The sequence below is a fragment of the Gluconobacter sp. OJA genome, from assembly GCF_039638325.1.
GTDB classification, from domain to species: Bacteria; Pseudomonadota; Alphaproteobacteria; order Acetobacterales; family Acetobacteraceae; genus Gluconobacter; species Gluconobacter cerinus.
Window position 1 is genome coordinate 314200 of record NZ_JBDIWI010000002.1, and the last position, 21274, is coordinate 335473.

Here is a 21274-nt window from a genome sequence, read left to right on the forward strand (position 1 = left end):
CCAATGCAGGCAATCGATCTGGGCGCGATTCTGGAGCAGACCTTCATTGTCGCCCTCAAACTGAGCGCTCCGGCTCTCCTCACTGCGCTGGCCGTTGGTCTGTTGGTGTCACTCTTTCAAGCCGTCACGCAGCTGAATGAGAGCACATTGTCCTTTGTCCCCAAAGTGATCGCCATCGGTGTTGTCATGATGATGGCAGGCTCCTTCATGACCGCAACCCTGCTGACGTTCACGCGACATCTGTTTGATCAGCTCATTCTCGTCGGAACAACGTGACATCGTTTCCTTTTCCAACGGATCTGTCCGGACAAGCTCTTACAGAATGGGCCTTGGCGTTTGTGCTGGTTCTTTGCCGAACGGGTGCAACGGTCATGGTGATGCCAGGACTGGGGGAACAGTCACTCCCTATGATGATCAGAGCAGGAATTGCCCTGACGCTTACCTTCCTGATCCTTCCCTTGGTCCTCCCTTTGCTGAACACTTCGCAGCTCGACACGCTCGGCCCGATAGCACTCGCAGGAATGATATCTGTGGAGCTTTTCGCTGGCCTTCTGATCGGATGGATTGCACGCCTGATTACGATGGCGCTCCCTATTGCTGGTCAGATGATCGCCATGTTCATCGGCATTTCCAGCGTACTCCAACCAGACCCCGACCTTGGCTCCAGTAGCTCAGCGCCCGCACGCTTCATGAATCTGCTCGCACCTCTGATCCTGTTGATCACCGGTGCCTACCTTTTGCCAATTCACGCAGTGATTGGCAGCTACAGCCTCATTCCGCCGGGAGGGGCGCTCACGAACCATGCTGCAGTTCCACACTGGGCCATTCTGGGAGATGCCGCGCGCAGTATTATTCAGATAACGGGCAAGGCTTTCACTCTTGGCTTGGAACTCAGCGCTCCATTTCTGATCCTGTCGCTCGTCTGGGAAATGATGCTCGGGATCATGACGAGGCTGCTCCCAAATCTGCAAATTTATAATGCCGCCAACCCTTTACAAATGTTGGGAGGCATTGCGCTTCTGGGGTTAACACTCCAGGCCATCCTGACAGTCTGGCAAGGACAGGCTTTTGATGTGCTCCGCGCACTGCCGGGGCTTTGACGCGTGGCAGACGCAGAAGACAGAACAGAAGCCCCCTCGCAACAAAGGCTCCAGAAAGCCCGAGACGACGGACAAATCGTTCTTTCTCGAGAAGCCATAAGCTTTACTGTCCTGCTCGGTGGCCTCCTGGGTATTTTCGCGCTTCTTCCGTTTTTGGTGCCCAACTTTGTGCACAGCATGAAAAGTCTCATGGACAATGCCGGCACCATTTCGATGGTACAGGGCGGCCTTCTTTCCACAACACAACACACCATCACCGCAGGGCTTGCACTCGCCCTTCCCGTAGCAGGGCTCATCACGGCACTCACGCTCGGTGTGGGCTTCCTGCAAACCGGCTTTCTGATTCATCCCGGATCATTACTCCCCAAGATGTCCCGTGTTTCTCCTATGGGAGGTCTTAAGAGGATTTTGGGCGGCGGGACCTTACCGGATACATGCAAAGCGCTCGTCAAACTGCTGATTTTCGTAACCGTACTCTGGCACCTGGCGAAAGGCATTATCCCTGACGCCCGGAGTATGACAGGCCTCAACGCAAGCGCCATTCTGACGACTGTTATTCGTCTGGGGCTCAGTGGCGCCACAGGCATGATTTTGGCTCAACTTGTAATTGCTGGAGGCGACATCTTTTGGATGCGCTTTCGGCACACAGCCAAACTCAAAATGAGCCGGGAAGAGCTCAAGGAAGAATACCGAAATACTGAAGGCGATCCGCACGTTAAAGGAAAACTGAAAGCCATGCGCGCCAAGGTAGCCAGGCAGCGCATGATGGACGCCGTAAAAACCGCTACAGTCATTGTGACCAATCCAACGCACTATGCCGTCGCACTTGTTTATGAAAAGGGCGCATCAAGTGCCCCTAAGATCGTTGCCAAAGGTGTTGACGACGTAGCCGCGCGCATTCGAGAGCTAGCACAGGACCACCGCGTACCCATCGTAGCGAATCCTCCTTTGGCCCGCGCTCTTTATCCCTTGCCTCTCGAGAGTGAAATTCCGGCAGAGCATTTCAAGGTCGTGGCCGCAGTCATTGCTTATGTATGGAAACTCAGAAGGCCAGCCGGCAACCATTCTCCGATCAGATAAAAAGAATCTTCTTTTTTCTAATGCTACCCCCTTGGCGAAGCCTCTTGTTCTCATGATATGGTGACCAGAACATTTGTGAACACGACACCTCAGAACACGATGAAATTCTCTCCGGTGAGAGGTGCCCTCCTATGCGGAAGGCGTGGCAAGGTCTATCGTGTTCCTACCCACCAGCCATGAACGATTACGAGGATTGAATGGACAAGACCAAGGCGCTTGAAGGCGCTCTCAGCCAGATCGAGCGTGCGTTCGGCAAAGGGTCGATCATGCGGATGGGCCAGCGCCCGAAAGAGCAGGCTGACGTCATTTCAACCGGTTCCCTGGGGCTTGATATCGCCCTCGGAATTGGCGGCATGCCCCGCGGCCGCGTTGTCGAGATTTATGGGCCGGAAAGCTCGGGCAAAACCACGCTGGCACTGCATGTTCTGGCTGAAGCACAGAAAAAGGGCGGTACAGTCGCCTTTATTGACGCGGAACATGCGCTTGACCCTGGATATGCCAAGAAACTCGGCGTTAACGTCGATGACCTTCTGCTGAGCCAGCCGGATGCCGGTGAGCAGGCGCTGGAAATCGTCGATACTCTGGTTCGTTCCGGCGCCATTGATGTTCTGGTTGTGGACTCAGTGGCCGCGCTGGTCCCCCGGGCAGAACTCGAAGGCGATATGGGCGACAGCCATGTCGGCCTTCATGCCCGCCTCATGAGCCAGGCCCTGCGCAAGCTGACCGGAACCGTCTCACGATCGAACACACTGGTCATCTTCCTCAACCAGATCCGCATGAAAATCGGCGTGATGTTCGGCAACCCGGAGACCACAACTGGCGGTAACGCGCTGAAGTTCTACGCTTCCGTTCGTCTTGATATCCGGCGCATCGGCTCTATCAAGGACAAGGATGAAGTCGTTGGAAACCAGACGCGCGTCAAAGTGGTCAAGAACAAGATGGCCCCGCCGTTCCGTCAGGTTGAGTTCGACATCATGTACGGTGAAGGCATCAGTAAAGTTGGTGAGCTTCTTGATCTGGGCGTGAAAGCGAACATCGTCGAGAAATCCGGCGCATGGTTCTCTTTCGATAGCCAGCGCATTGGTCAGGGGCGTGAAAACGCCAAGCAGTTCCTACGAGACCATCCTGAAATGGCACAGGAAATCGAGCGTCGCGTACGTTCTGAAGCCGGGGTCGTGGCAGAAGCCATGATGACAGGCCCAGAGAGTGACGACGACGCATCAACTGAGGATTGATTTCAGCAAAAAGAGGCTCCGAGAAGGGGCCTCTTTTTTTGTCTGTCGGAAGACAGCAAAGCCAATACCAAATCGAAGACTGCGCTTTCTTGCCCTGTCTTCAGCCCAAAGCATTACAAGGCATAGACCTGATAGCTACGGGCCCTCCGGCAGATTAAAGACCTGAAACAGGGCATAAACAAAGGATCAGGCGAGCCTGATCCTTTTGGTCTTTAGAAGTTCTAAAAATTATTTCAGGCAGCAGACTTCGCGGGGCATAGCTTGCTGCGCAGACATGCCCATGTCTTTGCTCCCTTGATAATCGCTCTTGCAATGGCCGGAGTGGTTGTCGGCCGAAGCAACCGCGGATCATAGCCCGCAAAGCGGCGGTCATTTTCATCAAGGCAGAGCTGCATCAGGTCAGGAACATTGACGTCCATATTCGTCATGTCCTTGGCCCCAGTGACCGTGAAATTATTGTCCTGCGTGTGCTCTTCACCGCTCTCGTCGATGCTGCGCGCCAAGCCCATGCGCTCATACGCCAGGAATATCCAGACGCCGATAACACGCGCTTCAAACCATGGGCGCTTCCAGAACGGCATTGTCGCCCGGTGCCAGGCCAGCCAGTTCGCAAACAGCAGAATGTGACGGCATTCTTCCTGCATCACAGGCTCAAATGTCTCGATCAGTTCCGGCGGAAAGAGCCCCGCACGCTCAGCCAAGGCAAACAGGCCAAAGGCAAAGAAACTGTCTACACATTCAGAGAAGCCCGTCACCAGGTAAGCCCATTCCGTGTCTTTCGGCTCCACATAGGGAGGCTCAGGCGCCATCGGAATTTTGTAGGCTTCAACCAGCTTGGTCAGAACTTCCTTATGGCGATTTTCTTCCCAGGCATTGCGGGACAGAGCGTCCTTCATGTCCGGGTCATCAATCATCGCCGCATAGGCGGCCATACGGAGGCGTGCCTTACCTTCGGTCTGAACAGCAATATCCCAGATTGGCAGGGACGTGATGCGATGCAGCGTTTCCGGATCAAGTTCCGGCCAGTCAATGACCGAGGGCTTGTACGGATTGAACGTGTCGCGGAACATCTGCGCGACAGCCTTCTTGTGCTCTTCCGTTCCCGGCTTGAGAGGTCCCTTGATTGGGCTGCTCCAATGGCGCGCTTCATAATCGACGCGCTCAAGCGTCTTCTCCGACGGTGCGTCGGGAAGGTGGGAATAGATTTCGGCCAGGCTTTTCATGATAGTCTTCGCGGCGTGCCCTGCGGCACGCCGTGCCCCTTGGAGCTTGTAGTTTTACTTCAGGTCGGTCGCGGAGTGGATGATACGGTGAACAAGCCCGTAGTCGATCGCTTCTTTCGCGGACATCCAGTAGTTGCGGTCCGTATCCTTGGCGACCTTCTCGTAGGTCTGTCCCGTTTCCTTGGCGAAAATCCGGTTCAGACGCTCACGCATCTTGATGATCTCACGAGCTTCAATGTCGATATCCGTTGCCGGACCGCGCACACCACCCATCGGCTGATGAAGCAGGAACCGCGTATTCGGCAGGCAGACGCGACGCTCCGGGCGGCCCGCTGCATAGATCAGCGCACCTGCGGAGGCGACCCAGCCAGTACCAATCATATTGATGGGCGCAATCGAATCCACGAAGCGGATCATGTCATGGATGGTGTCGCCACTCTCCACATGTCCACCCGGGGAATTCACATAGACGTCGATCGGCTTGTCGGACGAACCGGCCAGCGCCAGCAGGCGCCCCGTCACGTCACGGGCGATCTTGTCGTTGATCCCACCAAAGATCAGAACCTTGCGCTGGTCGAACAGGCGGCTTTCGAGTTCGCTGATCGGGCTGTTCAGCGTCTTGTTGTCGTCTTCCGGAGCCTCTGGGGCATCGGGCTCGTCGTCCAGACGGGTAAGGGTCATTCTGGTGATGTCCATGTCGTTTCCAGATCCATCGTGCGTCTTCATCCCCCTATCCTGCTCTTCGTTTGCCTTCATGCCAAGTCCGGGAAAGACGAAGTCTCGCCATCCCGATCACGAACGGCTAGTCTCCGCCCTGTTCAGAGATTTGGCGAAGGCAGGAACGGCACAGTGGGTTCAGGGAACATGACGCATCCCGGGAAAGCGGTAACGCGCAGAAATGCGGGAAAGATCCCGTTCATGCTGCTGCTGGCCACTCCCCTCTTTGCCGGCTGCCAGCATCAGGACCCTGTCGATACGACCGCCGGGTGGTGGCATAGCTTCGAAGGCGGAGAAATTGCCAAGCTGCGTCCGCCTCCGCCGGGCCAGAACGAGCCCTACCCGCATGTAGGCCGCACCCCCACGAAACTACCGGAGATGCCGTCCCCGGAAGCTCGCATCAACCTCACGATGCAGCTTGAGGCTCAGCGCAATCTTGCCCAACGTGAAACCGCAGCACGTGGCACATTGCCGGTAGCGCCACCACCACCTCCCCGGACAGCCCCTTCCGCCGTTAATCCAACGGGCACGGACTCAGACGAACAAAACAGCCTGACCATGACCTCTGCCGGGCAGCCAGCGCAGGATGCTGCCGCAACAGATACAGCGACAAGCGCACCCGTAACGGCCGCCAAGGCGCCCGCATCGGCGAAAACTGTAAAGTCTGACCAGCAGAAGCAGCCAGAAGCAGAGCTTCCTCCCGTCATCGCCAAATCGATCCCGCCAACACCTCCGGGGGAATATCCGCAGATTGGCGCATTACCGCCACCGCCACCCCAGTTCCCTGGCTTTGATATTCCAATGGACGCCAATCTGAGCGGCCCGCTTCGCCCGGATATTGACAGTTCCACGCCCGAAGGAACGCTGATCCGCTTTCAGCCTTCCACAGATCATGTAGTGGGCGACCCGTCTGGAGATTACCAGCGCCTGCTATCCCATCGCGGCAAGCAGAAGGTGACGATTCTGGGCTTTGGGGCAGCCATGAGTGCAGATGCGGGGCTCTCCGCCGCAGATCAGGCGAGAGAAATCTCTCTGGGCCTTCTGCGTGCCCGGACCGTAGCTGATGCTCTTGTCAAAAGAGGGGTTCCGGCATCTGACATCAGCATTCATGCAGAAGCCATTGGGGACGGTGTCCGCGTACGAATTGGGGGCTGAGCCCTTCTCTGCGCCATACTCCGTAAAGGACTGTTCCTCTTACGGAAAAACCTGTCTATCGTGCCTCCTCCCTTAATCTTCTCACCCTGAGCTGGTCATGACCGAAGAGTTCCACCGCATCCGCCGCCTGCCGCCCTACGTGTTCGCTGAAGTGAACAAGGCCAAGGCTGCCGCGCGAGCGGCCGGTGAGGACATCATTGATCTTGGCATGGGCAATCCGGACAGCGCTCCGCCGGCTCATGTCGTGCAGAAGCTGGTCGAAACCGTGGGTGATCCGCGCGCGCATGGCTATTCCGTGAGCCGCGGCATTCCCGGTCTGCGCCGCGCCATGGCGAACTATTATGAACGCCGCTTCAACGTCTCAGTTGATCCGGAAACGGAAGTCATCGCGACGCTGGGATCCAAGGAAGGTCTGGCCAATCTGGCCGCCGCCATCACCAGCCCCGGTGACACGATCCTTGTGCCGAACCCGTCCTACCCTATCCATCAGTTCGGGTTCATCATCGCAGGCGCGTCCGTCCGCTCCATTCCAGCCACACCGGATGAGGACATGCTGCGCGCACTAGACCGCGCCGTGCGTCACTCCGTTCCGAAGCCGACAGCGCTGATTGTCAACTTCCCGTCCAACCCGACGGCATTCGTCGCCAATCTTGATTTCTACAAGGAAATCGTGGCCTTCGCGCGCCGGGAAAACATCTGGATCCTGTCGGACCTCGCCTATAGCGAGATCTATTTCAACGCAGATGAGCCACCACCATCCCTACTGGCCGTGCCGGGCGCGAAAGACGTGGCCGTGGAGTTCACCTCCATGTCCAAGACGTACTCCATGGCGGGCTGGCGCATGGGCTTTGCCGTTGGCAATCCGAAGCTGATTCAGGCCCTGACACGCATTAAATCGTATCTGGACTACGGCGCTTTTACGCCAATTCAGGTGGCCTCGGTTGCAGCTCTGAATGGCCCACAGGATTACGTGTCGGACATCCGCGCCATGTACAAAGATCGCCGGGATGTTCTGCTGCGTGGCCTGAGCGCTGCGGGCTGGGACGTTCCTGCCCCCGCCGGATCCATGTTCGCATGGGCCCCTATTCCCCCCGCTTTCGCCGACATGGGAAGCGTGGAATTTTCCAAGCTCCTGCTGAAAGAAGCTGGTGTGGCCGTCGCACCCGGCCTGGGATTTGGCGAATATGGCGAAGGGTTCGTCCGGATCGGACTTGTTGAAAATACTCAGCGGCTGCGTCAGGCGACGCGGGCCATCAAGAGCTTCATGAGCCGGCACGGTGCCGGCGCATCGACCGCTGACCTTCTTGGAGCTGCATCATCGTGAAACCACTGCGGATCGGACTGGCCGGACTTGGGACTGTCGGTGTCGGCGTCATTCGTCTCCTGCGGGAGAACGCTGAAACGATTACCGCCCGCGCTGGCCGCCCGATCGAAGTTGTGGCGGTTACAGCGCGCAGCAAAAGCAAGGATCGCGGCGTCGATCTGTCTGCCACCCGCTGGCATGACGACGCCGTATCCGTAGCTCAGGACCCGGAGATCGACGTTGTTGTCGAACTGATCGGCGGCTCTGAAGGCCCGGCGCGTGACATGGTAGAAACGGCACTCACGCGTGGTTTGCCTGTTGTGACCGCCAACAAGGCTCTGGTCGCCCTGCATGGTTCCGCACTGACACGCCTTTCAGCCGAAAATAATGCGCCTCTCCTGTTCGAAGCCGCTGTTGCTGGCGGCATCCCCGCCATCAAACTTGTGCGTGAAGGTCTGGCTGCAGATCGTCTCCACAGCGTGGGTGGCATCCTGAACGGCACCTGCAACTATATTCTCACGGAAATGCGCACGACTGGCCGGGATTTCGGAGATGTTCTGACCGAAGCTCAGGCCAAAGGCTATGCAGAGGCTGAGCCTTCCACGGATGTGGACGGATGGGACACGGCTCACAAGCTGGCCATCCTTGCCGGCATCGCGTTTCAGCCCATCGCATTCGACACTCTTCCTGTCCACGGTATCCGAGATGTGACAGCAGCGGATCTGACGTTCGCCAACGAACTGGGATACCGTATCAAACTGCTCGGCATGGCTCGTGCCAGCAAAGACAGCGGGATCGAGGCGTGGGTTCGCCCATGTCTGGTCCCCGCCAAGGCAGCCATCGCCGCCGTGGAAGGGGTATTCAATGCCGTCACCACACAAGGCCCGTTCAGTGGTCCTATCACCATTTCCGGCCGGGGAGCGGGCGAAGGCCCGACAGCCAGCGCCGTGGTGGCAGACCTGATCGATCTGGCCCGTGGTGCAGACCTTCCGGTCTGGGGCGTTCGAAACACACCAGCCCCCGTTGCCTGCACCAGCCTCGGGGAACTGAAGAGCGCCTTCTATATTCGTCTGGATGTGGAAGATCGCTCGGGTGTCATGGCTGATCTGACATCGGTTCTCCGGGACCATGATGTTTCCGTGCACTTTGTCTCGCAACATGATGCTGCAGCGGGACGTGCATATCTGGCCCTGGTGACTCATCAGGCCCCAGAAAAGGCTATTTCTGCAGCTATCACAGCACTTTCCGCGCTCCCTGTTGTTAAGGGAGCTCCCCTGGTGCTCAAGATCGAGGATTCTCTCCAGTGATCGATCCTACAAATGTTCTTCCCTACCGCGTAACTGACCGCAACCTGGCGCTGGAGCTTGTCCGCGTCACGGAAGCGGCTGCCATTGCCTCTGACCGCTGGACAGGCCGCGGCCTGAAGAACGACGCCGATGGTGCGGCTGTTCAGGCCATGCGCGCCGCCTTTGATACGGTTGCCATTGATGGCGTCGTCACCATTGGCGAAGGCGAGATGGACGAAGCACCGATGCTTTACATCGGTGAGAAGGTCGGCTCCGGCGGCCCAGCCATGGACATCGCGGTCGATCCGCTTGAGGGCACGAACCTGTGCGCCAAAAGCCTGCCGAATGCCATTACGGTGGTCGCCCTCGCCGAGCGCGGCAAGTTCCTGCACGCCCCGGACATCTACATGGAAAAGATTGTCGTCGGCCCGGACCTGCCGGACGATGTCGTCAATCTGGACTCTTCCATCGAAGAAAACCTGCGCAATCTTGCGAAGGCCAAAAACCGTGACGTGTCAGACCTCGTGCTCTGTACGCTGGACCGTGAACGCCACGAAGAACTGATTGCCCGTGCCCGTCAGGCTGGTGCCCGCGTTCAGCTTCTCAGTGATGGTGACGTTGCTGCGGCGATCGCAACCTGCATCGATGGCGGCGGCGTAGATCTTTATGCAGGTTCCGGCGGTGCTCCCGAGGGTGTTCTGGCAGCAGCCGCAATCCGTTGCATGAATGGTCAGATGCAGGGCCGCCTCCTGTTTGAAGACGATGCACAGCGTGAACGCGCCCGCGAGATGGCTGACGGAAAAGACCCAACGCGCCTTCTTGGTCTGCACGACATGGCCGCCGGTCACGTTTTGTTTAGCGCTACAGGCGTCACCACCGGCTCTCTGCTGAGGGGTGTGGAACGGGTCAGCCCAACCCGCGCCAAGACGCATTCGATCGTTATGCGTTCAAAATCTGGCACAGTTCGCTATATTGAGAGCCATCACGACTTCAGCCTGAAGACAAATCGACCATCCTGAATGGAGTAGCATGTTAGAAGACGATACGGGCCTGGTACTCGGCGTATCCCGCAGCGCAGGCAACCGTCGGTGGATCTGGCGCGATCCACGTCTGGCAGAGGCGGATAACCGCCTTGCCCTTGGAATGGCTCAAAGAGCAGCCATTCCGGAACTTCTGGCCCGTATCCTGACTGCCCGTGGTGTCACAGCCACGGAAGCAGCCTCCTTTCTGGACCCGCGTCTGCGGGATCTCATGCCTGACCCTTCCTGCCTGCAGGATATGGACAAAGCTGCTGACAGACTTGCTCAAGCCGTCCGCAAGCATGAACATATCGGCCTCTTTGGCGACTACGATGTGGATGGAGCCTGCGGCACAGCGCTCGTCTGTGACACCCTCCGGGAACTTGGCTGTACCGTCAGCACACACATCCCAGACCGCATGACCGAGGGCTACGGCCCCAACACACCAGCACTCGAAAAACTGGTTTCCGAAGGTGCAACCCTGCTCGTCTGCATCGATTGCGGCACAGCTGCGATCGACATTCTGAACGGCTTTCACGGCCAAACGGACGTCATTGTCCTTGATCATCACAAACCGGATGGTTCGATCCTGCCAAACGGCATTGTCGTTAACCCGAACCGCCTCGACTGCACCTCTGGTCTTGGTGCAATCTGCGCAACCGCCGTTGCTTTCCTGACCATGGTCGCCACCGTACGTCTTCTTCGGCGAGACGGGTGGTTTAAGGACGGACGCGTTGCCCCTGACCTACTTAAGCGTTTGGATCTCGCGGCCCTTGCCACGATCTGTGACGTCATGCCTCTTACCGGGCTGAACCGTGCACTCGTCATGCAGGGTTTGCGCGTCATGGCGCGGGGAGAGCGCCTGGGACTAGCCACACTGTCTTCTGTGGCAGGCGTGAAGGAAGAAGCCAGTGCGATGGCTTGTGGCTTCGCTCTGGGTCCACGCATTAACGCGGGAGGCCGTATTGCCAAGGCCAATCTTGGTTTGCGACTTCTGCTCTCCGAAGACGTCGTGGAAGCTCGCGCTCTTGCGGATGAGCTGGATAACGTGAACCGGCAACGTCAGAGCGTCGAAGCCGGCATTCTTGCTCAGGCGATGGAGCAGGCTGAACAGCAGATTGAAGCCAATCATGCGGTGATCTTTCTGCATGGTGAAACCTGGCACCCAGGTGTTGTGGGCATTGTTGCGGGGCGACTGAAAGAACGTTTCAATCGTCCGGCTTTGGTGGGCGCTCTCGCGGACGGAATTATCAAGGGATCTGCCCGCTCTGTTCCTGGACTGGATATCGGTGCCGCAATCATCGCGGCCAGACAGTCCGGGCTTCTTCTGACCGGTGGTGGCCATGCCATGGCTGCCGGCTTCTCGCTGGAAGCCGATAATGCTGCCACATTCCATGAACTACTGGACAACACGCTTTCCGAAGCCCGCGCTCTTCCGGTTCAGGACGCATTACGGATCGATGGCCTCACCACACTCAGAGGAGCCTCGCTTGAAGTCGCTGCTCAGCTTGCACGGTTGGCTCCTTTTGGACCCGGCAATGAAGAGCCCGTTCTGGCAATCAGCAATGTGCGATGCGTCAAGACTGATCGCATTGGCAAGGACGGAAACACCCTGCGCGTGATGTTCCAGGGGGAAGACGGCGGGACACGCCTGAAGGCACTTGTCTTCCGTGCGGGAGACAAACCATTTGTCCCGTTGCTGGAAGATCGGACGATGCCGCTGCTGCATCTGGCAGGGCATTTGAGGGTGGAAACCTGGCAGGAACGACAAAATCTAACTTTTTTCATTTCTGACGTTTCAAGTGCTTGACGGCACAAATGAACCCCCTTATACACCCGCTCACGCCTCCAGTCCCGTTCGTCTAGAGGCCTAGGACACTGCCCTTTCACGGCGGCAACACGGGTTCGAATCCCGTACGGGACACCAAGCTTTTCAAAAGCTTACAGGCACATTTCTCAAAATGAAATGACGCAGATATCCAGCTTTGATCGTACTCTGTACGGTCTCAGAGCTGGAATTTTCTGTTTGTGCCCAGCGTTTTGAACGAAGCTGAATGTTCAGACATTCCAATCTTATACATCCCCCCAAATTTTGCTCTGGCTCTGGATTTTCCATGAGTCTGAAACCTTTTTTAACTCTTGAGATCACGATTCCGTGTCATAGATCAGACATCTTTTGACATGGAGAACGTAGTTGTCCCGTTTCCCTCTGCGCATGGCCTGCAGCACTGTTTTTTCTATCCGTGGGCTCCTGATGATGAGCACAGCGTTCGGTCTGCTCGCAGTACATTCACAGGCGCACGCAGATGACGATGTGATGTCTCGCATGGAAAAGGAGATGCACCGCCTTCAGGAAGCGCAGGCACATGTTCAGCAGGAACAGGAAGAGATCAATCGCGATCTTGTCATGCTGCGCTCAGAGATGGCCAAGCATCATCACACGGTTCAGCCAGCAGACAAGACCACGACGAACACGACAATCGTCGCTCGCGGCACGCCTTCGAGGTCCGCCATTCATGGAGTTGCACCTCACGCGCTACAACTCCATTCGTCCCAGCACCCAACAGAACTTGCTTCAGAAGCAACATTCGCATCTAACGCCAACTCGCCTGAAGGACACGCTTCCAGCGCTCTCCCCTCATCAGACTCAAGAGACCGTGTTGCACGAGATCGTCGCGACCACGGGGTGACTGAATCTGGCGCCGGATCTGAACTGGCCGTGGTCGGGAAGCGGACAGAAGATGTCATGGTGCGCTTCGCTGAAAATGGTGTCGGCCCACATCCGCGTGAAACAATCGGCGCGCAGGCTGCAGGCGCTGTGGGCGACCATGGCGTGTTTCACCTTGGCCCTGTCACGCTCATGCTCGGTGGCTTTGTGGACATGGCAGCCGTTCTTGAGAACCGCCATGTCGCGTCCGGCACATTCAATTATTGGCAGGACATGCCGTATCCGAATGAACCGCGGTATCACACCAACAATTTTGAAGGGAGCGCCCGCTATAGCCGCCTCTCCCTCCTGGCACGCGGCAACATTAATTCCGAAGCGACCATTTCAGGCTTCTTTGAATCCGATTTCGGTGCTGGTGCAGTTACGACGGATCCATATGAAAGCAACAGCTATGCGTTCCGGATGCGTCAGGCCTATCTGGCCTATGATGATAACAAAGCTGGCTGGCATTTCCTCGGCGGCCAGGCCTGGAGCCTTTTGACGCCCGGCCGTATTGGTATCGTGGCCCGTCAGGAGAGCCTTCCAGAAACCATTGAAGCCTCCATGCTGGCGGGTCAGACATGGGCTCGCCAATGGCAGGTGCGCGTCGTGAAGGATTTCATGGACCATCGCCTCTGGGCAGGTTTCTCCATCGAAAACCCGGCAACCCTGTATGACACCACAGGCTTCACGAACACCAACGGCACGGTATCCCTTCCAAACGGCAACACGGCCACGATTGGCGAAAACGGCGTTGGTCTGACGAATGACACGGCAAACTTCTCAAACGAAATCGCGCCAGATCTGATTGGCAAACTGGCTTACGATCCCAGTTGGGGCCATTACGAAGTCGAAGGGATTCTGCATTTCCCGCATGATCGCGTGACCATCAATCATACAGGCCACAACAACACCGCCATTGCGGGTGGCGCAGGGGGATCGCTGATCCTGCCAATCATTTCAGGCAAGCTGGAGTTCCGTGCGGCCGGTCTCGCGGGATGGGGCATCAACCGCTACGGTTCAGTGCTGCTTCCGGATGCAACACTGAATGCCAAGGGAGACCCGGTGCCCCTCTTCGGTCTTCAGGCGCAGGCAGGCCTGATTGCACATCCCAACCCGCATATTGATGTGTATGGATATTTTGGAACACAGCGTGTGGGACATGCTTATTTCAATAGCGATGGCTCGTCCTACGGCTACGGCAACCCGCTGTACTCAAATGCTGGCTGCCTGCAGGAGCTTTCGTCCCTCACCTGCTCCGCCAATACACGCGGCATTTCAGAAGCGACAATCGGTGCCTGGTGGCGGTTCTTCAAAGGTCGCTTTGGCACTGTTGAAGGCGGCACTCAGCTCGCTTATGCACGGCGGGATATCTGGAAAGGCATCGGCGGCGATCCGCATACCAGTATGAGTCAGATCTTCTTCGACTTCCGCTATCTGCCCTTCCAGTAACGCACTCCCGCACAAAAAGCCGCATGTTCAACACACGCGGCTTTTTCCATTTTCAGCCCTTCGTCCAGTACCCGGACGCCTTGATCCACTGCGGCGAAATTCCACGCTCGTTTTCCAAAACACTTCGGATAGAGCGTGCAACGGATGCTTCCGCAGCCACCCAGATAAATGTCTGCGGCGCGATCTGAATGGTCTTCAGGGCACGCAGGAACGGCTCGGCCTGATGCGCCTGTTCGCTTGGACGATGAACCCAGACAGGTGTGTAGGACGCCTTCGTTTCGAAGGACTGTTCCTCTGAGGCATCTGTCACCGCAGTCAGTGTGGTGACAGGCGTTCCGGCATCCAGTTCCTCGACGCGCCTGCCAATAGCTGGAAGTGCGGTTTCATCCCCGATCAGAAGCCAGTTACGAATATCACCCGTAATGACGCGCGATCCTTTGGGGCCACCAATTGCCAGATGATCGCCGGGCTTGGCGCTCCGAGCCCAGTCCGCCGCCGGTCCGCCATCATGGTCCACAAAATCCAGAACCAGCGTCCCAGCAGCGCGGTCAAACACGCGCGGCGTGTAATCCCGACGGGCCATTTCGCCGTCATTCTGCGGGACAAATATCTTGATGTGATCATCCGGAGATACGCTTGGAAAATCCCGAAGGCTGTCATCCTGAAGCGTGATGCGGATCATGTGTGGCGTCACACGCCCGACGTCCACAACGGTCAGGTCACGGCGTTTCAGCTCATGCATGACGCGACGGATTTCCGGGGGAGCAATAATTGTGGTGTCAGTAACGGTCATCTTCTCATCCTTGAATTAACCCTGAGCAACGGGTCTGAGGACTGCATGACGACAGACGCACAGGCCCGGCACAGCGCAGGGGCTGTTCGGTTCTGTGCGTTGATTGACGTTAACGCTTACGGAAACTGGAGACGTCCAGCCTCGATGTCATCTCCAGCCACGATCTGACTGGAGCATTCCTTCAGCTTTTCCCTTTACTGGTCCTCGACGGAAAATTCGATAGGAACAGTGAGAGAAACTGTCGTCCCTGCAATCTCTTCCGGCGGCGGCGGGAACGGTTCTGCACGCCGGACAACCGCCAGTGTTTCTTCGTCCAGCAATGCAAAACCACCACTTTTCCGGATTTTTGCAGACAAAACATGCCCACGCCGATCCATGACGAAAAACAGCACAGGAGTTCCTTCCTGATGCTGCGCCAGAGCGTCTGCCGGATAACGCTTGAAGCGTTCGAGACGCGCCAGAATATCGCCCTGCCAGGTCACGGGCGCGTTGCTGGAATGACTCGCGTGAGAGGCAGACGCCGCGCTACTGCTCTGGGAGGGCGTACTATCGGCAGCAGGTGGCGCTGTCATCTTGTCAGCAACAGGAGCCTGCATCGGGACCGGTTTCACCGGCTGAGGTGGGCTCTTCGCTGTCTTCTTATGAGCCTTGACCTTCTCCACCTTTGGAACTGGCACAGGCGGATGCGGTGCCGGAGACGGCGGGGCATCCACCTGTTGAGGCGTATCCGGCTGCGGTTCCGGCGGCGTGACCATCTGCTGTGGGCCCGGATCAACATCCTGAGGAGGAGCCGGCGCAGGTGTCGGCATGGGGGACATGTCAATTGCAATGGCAGGCGGGGGGGCAGCACTTGGGGCCGCAACCTGTGGCGGCGCATGTGTCACGGCCCACCAGAGTGCGATGCCTGTCAGAACAGTCATGGCAGCACCAGACAAACCCCAGACACGGATACTCCGCTGGTCTTCGGTCTGCTGATACGACTGATACCAGTCCCGGAAGGTCGTGGGGAGAGACGCATGTGAAGAACTCACGGCCCTTCCCCAGCCTCCTGTCCCTGAAGCGTGACAAGCGCGACCTTGAGGAAACCAGCCTTCCGAAGCTGCCCCATCACATCCATCAGCGTTCCATAATCGACGGTCTTGTTCGCCCGCAGGAAAATCCGCTCTTCCTTATTCCCTTTGCTGGCTTTGCCGAGTGCATCAATAAGCTGATCCGAACTGACGGCATCTTCGCCCAGAGCCAGCGTATGGTCAGCCTTGACGGTCAGGAAAACCGGTTCATCCGGGCGGGGAGCAGGCGTTTCAGTAGAAGATGGCAGATCAACAGGGACGTTGACCGTCGTCAGAGGTGCCGCGACCATGAAGATCACGAGCAGAACGAGCATGACGTCGATAAACGGCGTCACGTTGATTTCGTGCGCTTCCAGCACCGCCTCATCGGCATGACGAATATGAATAGCCATGCCTGCGATTACTCCGCAGCAGCCATGAAGCGGACGACATTGCCGCTTGCTGCAAGCGCCGCGCGGGCCAGATCACGAGAGACCAGACGCATCACAAGTGACGTCAGATCCGCAACGCAGGCGCGACAGGCCGCCGTCTGGCGGGCCAGATGATTGTAAATCACAACAGCAGGGATGGCCGCAACCAGACCAAGCGCCGTGGCCAGCAGGGCCTCTGCGATACCAGGAGCAACAACAGCCAGGCTGGTCGCATGAGCGGCGGCGATGCCGGTGAAGGAGGACATGATGCCCCATACCGTTCCGAACAGGCCAATGAAGGGAGACGTCGCACCAATTGTGGCGAGCACGCCGGTGCCTCTCATCAGGCGGCGGCCTTCAGCAGCTTCCAGACGCTCAAGATGCAGGACAATCCGCTCCTTGATGCCGTCACGATCGGCAGGAATATCTTCCGAGCGGCGGCGCTCCGCTTCTGCGGCCAGCACCATGGCATGAGCGATACCCGCACCATCGCGCGTCCATTCTTCTCCCAGATGCAGTGTGTCTGCGTCTTCCAGCGCCGTTTCTGATTTTTTGAGCTGCGCACGCAGACGAATCAGCTCAACAGTTTTGGCAATGAAGATCGTCCATGTGACGACGGATGCCGCCGCCAGAAGCGTCATGACGCAGCGGACAACCGGCCCGGCGCCAAGAAACATCTGCCAGGGGGAGAAGGTAAGAGACATTACTGTGCCTGTCGGGGCGACACGCTGCGCCCTCCTGTCTCGGGGTTGAAACACGATGTCCTTGCAACAAACCGACAGTCGCCGCGCGCAATCCGGGCAACACGCGCCACATGGATTGCACTAGTCTGCAAAGAGCTTTAAAGAACGATAATGAGAGTCATTCTTAATTACAAGCAGGATTCTCAACCGCTTTGAAAAAAGCCCCAAGACCCGTCTTAGGAAGACCACACCCATGCTGATCCACATTCCGAATGTCCTGTCTCCTGAAGAGGTACGCTATTGCCGTGACCAACTTGAGACGGCGCAGTGGACAGATGGGCGTGTTACAGCGGGAGAACAGTCTGCAAAGGCAAAGTTAAACCTTCAGATCCCGCAGGACTCAGACGTGTGCCGTGAGCTTGGAGAAATTGTTCTGAGAGCTTTAGGGCGCAACCCAACTTTTAATAGCGCGGCCCTGCCCCTGCGAGTTTATCCACCACTTTTCAACCGATACGATACCGGAATGCATTTCAACGCACATGTTGATAATGCCATCCGCCCTATTCCAGGCGCTGGTTTCCGGATCCGGACGGACGTTTCCTCCACACTATTTCTGTCTTCCCCAGAAGATTACGACGGTGGAGAACTCGTCATCCAGGACACGTACGGCAATCAGAACGTCAAACTCCCTGCGGGCGACATGGTGGTCTATCCGTCTACCAGCCTGCACAGCGTTAACCGCATTACGCGCGGGAGCCGTTGGGCATCGTTCTTCTGGTCGCAATCCATGATCCGCGACGATACAAAGCGCGCTCTTATGTACGATTTTGACCGCTCCATCATCGAGACCCGCAAGGCGCTTCCCGATGATCACCCAGCGGTTCTGGGTCTGACCTCTACCTACCACAACCTTCTGCGGCAATGGGCTGAGCTTTAAGCTGGATTGCCCCGTTTTCTGAACGGGGCAATCGGTCTCGCATCAATGCTCGTCGTGATGATCGTGTTCTGATGGGCCATGCTGATGTCCATGGCCACCATTCTGAAACGCCATGGCCAGAACGTCATTCGTATTCTTGCCATTCGCCTCAGCAATCTGAGCAATCGACTGATCTTCAGATGTCACCGTCAGGCCATGCGCAGAGAGCTTATGGGCCAGCATTCCCCCATCCATATGCGCGAGTGGAGCGACCTGAGACAGGGGCGCCTGCGTCACCAGCGGTACCAGCATGAAGGCAACCTGCTTGTTGCCAGCATGGCCTGAGGACGATTGCGGCAGGAAGAAATAGGCTGTTGAAGCCAGTGCCACCAGAAGCGGAACATAGAGTGTTCCGCGCCGGGCATAATTGACGAGTGACGTCCAGTTCTTGATCAGATGCAGCGCGAACGGCACGAGCAGGACCATGCTCAGCCATTCATGCATCGGATGGAAAGCGCCGGGGCCCCAGTGGAAGAAAAGTGCCACCCCGGTAATGGCCGAGATCAGGAAAAATCCTGTCGTCAGTGGGGTTCCGTAACGGTTCATGAAAGTTCTGAACATTGAGCTTTCCAGAAAAGGACGCACACGCCCTGTTAGAGAATGAAAAATTCAGCCGGGCAGAAAACGGCTGACTTCCAGCCCGGTCCCGACGGAGAGCGGAACACTCAAGATCCCCGGCTGTGAGCGAACGAATTCCTGGTAGCGCCGAGCGTCTTCACCGCCCGGAATAACCATATTATCCGCGACCAGAACGGCGCCTGACCGCAGATGCGGTATCAGGGCTTCAAGGCACGGCACATAGAGATCCTTCCAGAGATCTAGGAGGACGAAATCAATGCCGTCCTTCAACTCTGAAATCATCTCAACCGCATCCCCGATACGATACTCAATGTGCTCTTCCACACCGGCACGCGCAGCCATGTCTCTGGCGAAGGCAACCTTCTCCCGCTCCAGTTCCATGGTGATGACACGACCGCCCGTCCGGCGTGCCGCTTCCGCCAACCACAGGGTGGAATATCCAAAAGACGTTCCCAGTTCGAGGATCGTCGGTGCCTTGAGGTTGCGCGCCAGAATGTTGATCAGTTGCCCGGTCTGCGGACCTACCGCCATGAAACGCTCGGACGCGGGGCGGGAAATCCCGTCCGCATGCTCCTGCCGTTCTTTCAGGATCCGCTCATAATAGAGATCCAGAACAGCATTCAGTTTATCATCCATGAGTATGCTCCTGTACGGCCAGCTTGCCGTCGCGCACCGTGTAATCCTTCTGATTATCCGGCCCGATCAGGGAGTTGGCGTAACTGTCAAACGTCATTGGCAGGGCGACAGATGTCTTCACAGGATGGTAATTCGCAGCGGAATTCACATCGCCATGCCCCGTATAGCGGGCGATAAACGGGTAAGGATAAACCGGTCGACTGGCAGTGGGTGTACCATTGGGCCGGGCATACGGCTGACTGGGCATCACCGCTGCATGGATCTGACCGCCCCCGGGTTTCCCTGCGCTTCCCGCCTTTCCCATGGACATATCGGACTGTGCGGTTCTTTCCGTCAGGATCGCGTTTGGTACGGCCCCGGTTTCCGTCCACGCCATCAGCGGAGAGAAGAAGTCCACCTGTGGGAAGCCGTCACCATTTCCACAATGCCCGACACCCGGCAGCAGATAGAAACGCAGGAAACGGTCCGTCAGGGTACGTCCCATTTCCTTCTGCACACCCTGATAATAGGCAATCGTATTGACGGGGGAAATCGACTGATCGGCCAGTCCATGCCAAAGGATCAGATGGCCGCCCCGACGCTGAAACGGATGAAGGTTCGTATTCTCGGCATTATAGAGCGGTGCCAGTTCGTTCATGACGTCGAACGTCGCATGATCGAACTGGAACTGCGTCAGATCCGTGGCCTTTTCGTTCACCTCTGGTGAAATAACATAGGCAATGGCAGACGCGGCAATTCCATTACTCATGCTCGCACCCGTTGGGGACGAAGGCAGCGCCCACTGCGTTTCAGAACCGGGGAATGGCCCGTGCAGAATATAGGACCGTCCGGAAGCGTCGGTTGCACCACTATAGATCCGGAGGGCTGCCTGTGTTTCCTCTGCTGTCAGGCAATGGGACGTATTGGCCTGACCGGCCGGACACTGCACCCACGCAGGATCGAAATGACAGGCTCTCGCCTCTTCCAGAATACCGTCCGCAACTCCCGACAATGTCGGGCAGTGCTTGACAACCGCGTCATGCAGGACAGAAACGCGATCCTGTAACAGGATGTTCGTGCCATCAGCGCGCTGGTTCCCGCGGACATTCCACGCATGGTAAAATGAGTTCTGCACCGTGAAGAGTGCGGCCGGAGCTCCAGCGGAAATGCCGTCAAAATCATCCGGGAAACGCTGCGCCTCCATAAGCGCTTCGCGTCCACCGTCCGAACAACCTACAAAATAGGAATATTTCGGAGCCTGCCCGTAAAACGCTTTCGTCAGTGCTTTGGCGGCGAGTGTTGTCAGATGATTGGCACGATATGCAAAATCGATCCGCTTCTGTGGGTCTTTGCCGAAGAAGCCCTGTTGTAATCCCATCATGGGACCAGTGTGACCCAGATCATCACCGGCCATGACAAATTCACCGTTCAAGGCGGGAGCGCAGGCGCCAGCATTGCTGACACCGACGCGGGTCATGCCACACAGGCCACCGCAACCGCCCAGCAGAAACCGCTGCGTCCAGTGTTCCATGGGCAAGTCAACTTCAAAGGAAATGGTCGGCGCAATCTGCCCGGTAACCTTGCAGAACTTGCCTTTTGGCGTTTCCAGAACAACCGCAACCTGATGATCAACAGACGCACCGACAAACGGTGCCAGATCCGTTTCTCCAAGCATTTCACACGATATGACAGGAGCAACCGAAGGCAGGCCTGCAATGGAGGCGGCCTTTGCAGACTGCACAATCCCCAAAGCCAGCATGATCGGAAATATCGCGGCCAGCAGGCTCCATACCGGACGTCGACAGTATTGGAAAACAGACCTCAAGACGCACGTCTCCATGAACAAGGTTTTGGTAGCCCGATCATATGAC

Annotated in this window: 20 protein-coding genes and 1 tRNA gene; 12 read left to right on the top strand and 9 right to left on the bottom strand. The window is 57.2% G+C overall.

All coding sequences use genetic code 11. From position 1 onward, the window contains the following. The first annotated feature begins 3 nt into the window (after positions 1-3). From ABDK75_RS11920 to recA, 4 genes are all read left to right on the top strand, one after another. Positions 4-276, top strand: coding sequence for a flagellar biosynthetic protein FliQ (locus tag ABDK75_RS11920; RefSeq protein ID WP_046900071.1), 273 nt, complete (start codon positions 4-6; stop codon positions 274-276). Beyond that, a complete protein-coding gene (locus tag ABDK75_RS11925) occupies positions 273-1100 on the top strand; it encodes a flagellar biosynthetic protein FliR (protein WP_346005988.1) in 828 nt (275 codons plus the stop codon). Before ABDK75_RS11920 ends, ABDK75_RS11925 begins: the two co-directional genes overlap by 4 nt. Positions 1101-1103: 3 nt before the next feature. After that, positions 1104-2180: an EscU/YscU/HrcU family type III secretion system export apparatus switch protein gene (locus ABDK75_RS11930; RefSeq protein WP_339405844.1), complete on the top strand. Its 1077-nt coding sequence runs from the start codon at positions 1104-1106 to the stop codon at positions 2178-2180. A gap of 197 nt (positions 2181-2377) precedes the next feature. Then, positions 2378-3415, top strand: coding sequence for a recombinase RecA (gene recA / locus ABDK75_RS11935; RefSeq protein ID WP_046900074.1), 1038 nt, complete (start codon positions 2378-2380; stop codon positions 3413-3415). Positions 3416-3648: 233 nt separating this feature from the next. Here recA and ABDK75_RS11940 read toward each other — a convergent pair whose 3' ends face one another. Beyond that, positions 3649-4638: a hypothetical protein gene (locus tag ABDK75_RS11940; protein WP_086633786.1), complete on the bottom strand. Its 990-nt coding sequence runs from the start codon at positions 4636-4638 to the stop codon at positions 3649-3651. Positions 4639-4692: 54 nt separating this feature from the next. Beyond that, positions 4693-5334: an ATP-dependent Clp protease proteolytic subunit gene (locus ABDK75_RS11945; RefSeq protein ID WP_046900896.1), complete on the bottom strand. Its 642-nt coding sequence runs from the start codon at positions 5332-5334 to the stop codon at positions 4693-4695. A 168-nt stretch (positions 5335-5502) separates the two neighbouring features. On the opposite strand from ABDK75_RS11945, the gene ABDK75_RS11950 reads away from it, so the two are divergent. The 7 genes from ABDK75_RS11950 to ABDK75_RS11980 all read left to right on the top strand — a co-directional run bounded on the left by ABDK75_RS11950 (position 5503) and on the right by ABDK75_RS11980 (position 14277). Further along, positions 5503-6510 (top strand): hypothetical protein, encoded by a 1008-nt coding sequence (locus tag ABDK75_RS11950; RefSeq protein ID WP_346005989.1) that lies wholly within the window; start codon positions 5503-5505, stop codon positions 6508-6510. Between the two features lie 97 nt (positions 6511-6607). Further along, positions 6608-7834, top strand: coding sequence for an LL-diaminopimelate aminotransferase (locus ABDK75_RS11955; protein ID WP_046900077.1), 1227 nt, complete (start codon positions 6608-6610; stop codon positions 7832-7834). After that, entirely contained in the window at positions 7831-9120 is a 1290-nt protein-coding gene (locus tag ABDK75_RS11960; protein WP_099210843.1) for a homoserine dehydrogenase, read from the top strand. The genes ABDK75_RS11955 and ABDK75_RS11960 overlap by 4 nt, the downstream gene beginning before the upstream one ends. After that, positions 9117-10118, top strand: coding sequence for a class II fructose-bisphosphatase (gene glpX, locus ABDK75_RS11965; protein ID WP_339405855.1), 1002 nt, complete (start codon positions 9117-9119; stop codon positions 10116-10118). The genes ABDK75_RS11960 and glpX overlap by 4 nt, the downstream gene beginning before the upstream one ends. A gap of 10 nt (positions 10119-10128) precedes the next feature. Next, the gene (recJ, locus tag ABDK75_RS11970) at positions 10129-11928 is read left to right on the top strand and encodes a single-stranded-DNA-specific exonuclease RecJ (RefSeq protein WP_339405857.1); all 1800 of its coding nucleotides are present in this window, start codon (positions 10129-10131) and stop codon (positions 11926-11928) included. Positions 11929-11969: 41 nt separating this feature from the next. Beyond that, positions 11970-12045: transfer RNA gene (locus ABDK75_RS11975), tRNA-Glu, on the top strand. A 327-nt stretch (positions 12046-12372) separates the two neighbouring features. Then, positions 12373-14277 carry a hypothetical protein gene (locus ABDK75_RS11980; RefSeq protein ID WP_346006181.1) on the top strand — a complete coding sequence of 635 codons (1905 nt, stop codon included), beginning with the start codon at positions 12373-12375 and terminating at the stop codon, positions 14275-14277. A 52-nt stretch (positions 14278-14329) separates the two neighbouring features. Here the strand turns inward: ABDK75_RS11980 and ABDK75_RS11985 are convergent, their stop codons facing one another. From ABDK75_RS11985 to exbB, 4 genes are all read right to left on the bottom strand, one after another. After that, positions 14330-15070 carry a siderophore-interacting protein gene (locus ABDK75_RS11985; protein WP_346005990.1) on the bottom strand — a complete coding sequence of 247 codons (741 nt, stop codon included), beginning with the start codon at positions 15068-15070 and terminating at the stop codon, positions 14330-14332. Positions 15071-15264: 194 nt separating this feature from the next. Continuing rightward, a complete protein-coding gene (locus ABDK75_RS11990) occupies positions 15265-16101 on the bottom strand; it encodes a TonB family protein (RefSeq protein ID WP_346005991.1) in 837 nt (278 codons plus the stop codon). After that, positions 16098-16532, bottom strand: coding sequence for a TonB system transport protein ExbD (gene exbD, locus ABDK75_RS11995; RefSeq protein WP_346005992.1), 435 nt, complete (start codon positions 16530-16532; stop codon positions 16098-16100). Before exbD ends, ABDK75_RS11990 begins: the two co-directional genes overlap by 4 nt. Positions 16533-16540: 8 nt before the next feature. Continuing rightward, complete coding sequence (exbB, locus tag ABDK75_RS12000; protein WP_046900085.1) at positions 16541-17254, bottom strand: tonB-system energizer ExbB; 714 nt, start codon at positions 17252-17254, stop codon at positions 16541-16543. Between the two features lie 232 nt (positions 17255-17486). Here exbB and ABDK75_RS12005 point away from each other — a divergent pair, with 232 nt between their 5' ends. After that, positions 17487-18170, top strand: a complete 684-nt coding sequence (locus ABDK75_RS12005; protein ID WP_202206305.1) for a Fe2+-dependent dioxygenase — start codon at positions 17487-17489, stop codon at positions 18168-18170. 42 nt (positions 18171-18212) lie between these two features. Here ABDK75_RS12005 and ABDK75_RS12010 read toward each other — a convergent pair whose 3' ends face one another. The 3 genes from ABDK75_RS12010 to ABDK75_RS12020 are packed head-to-tail and all read right to left on the bottom strand — an operon-like array spanning position 18213 to position 21228. Next, entirely contained in the window at positions 18213-18770 is a 558-nt protein-coding gene (locus ABDK75_RS12010; RefSeq protein ID WP_346005993.1) for a hypothetical protein, read from the bottom strand. Between the two features lie 48 nt (positions 18771-18818). Next, positions 18819-19424: an O-methyltransferase gene (locus tag ABDK75_RS12015; protein ID WP_211501872.1), complete on the bottom strand. Its 606-nt coding sequence runs from the start codon at positions 19422-19424 to the stop codon at positions 18819-18821. After that, entirely contained in the window at positions 19417-21228 is a 1812-nt protein-coding gene (locus ABDK75_RS12020; RefSeq protein ID WP_346005994.1) for a tannase/feruloyl esterase family alpha/beta hydrolase, read from the bottom strand. Before ABDK75_RS12020 ends, ABDK75_RS12015 begins: the two co-directional genes overlap by 8 nt. Positions 21229-21274 lie beyond the last annotated feature (46 nt).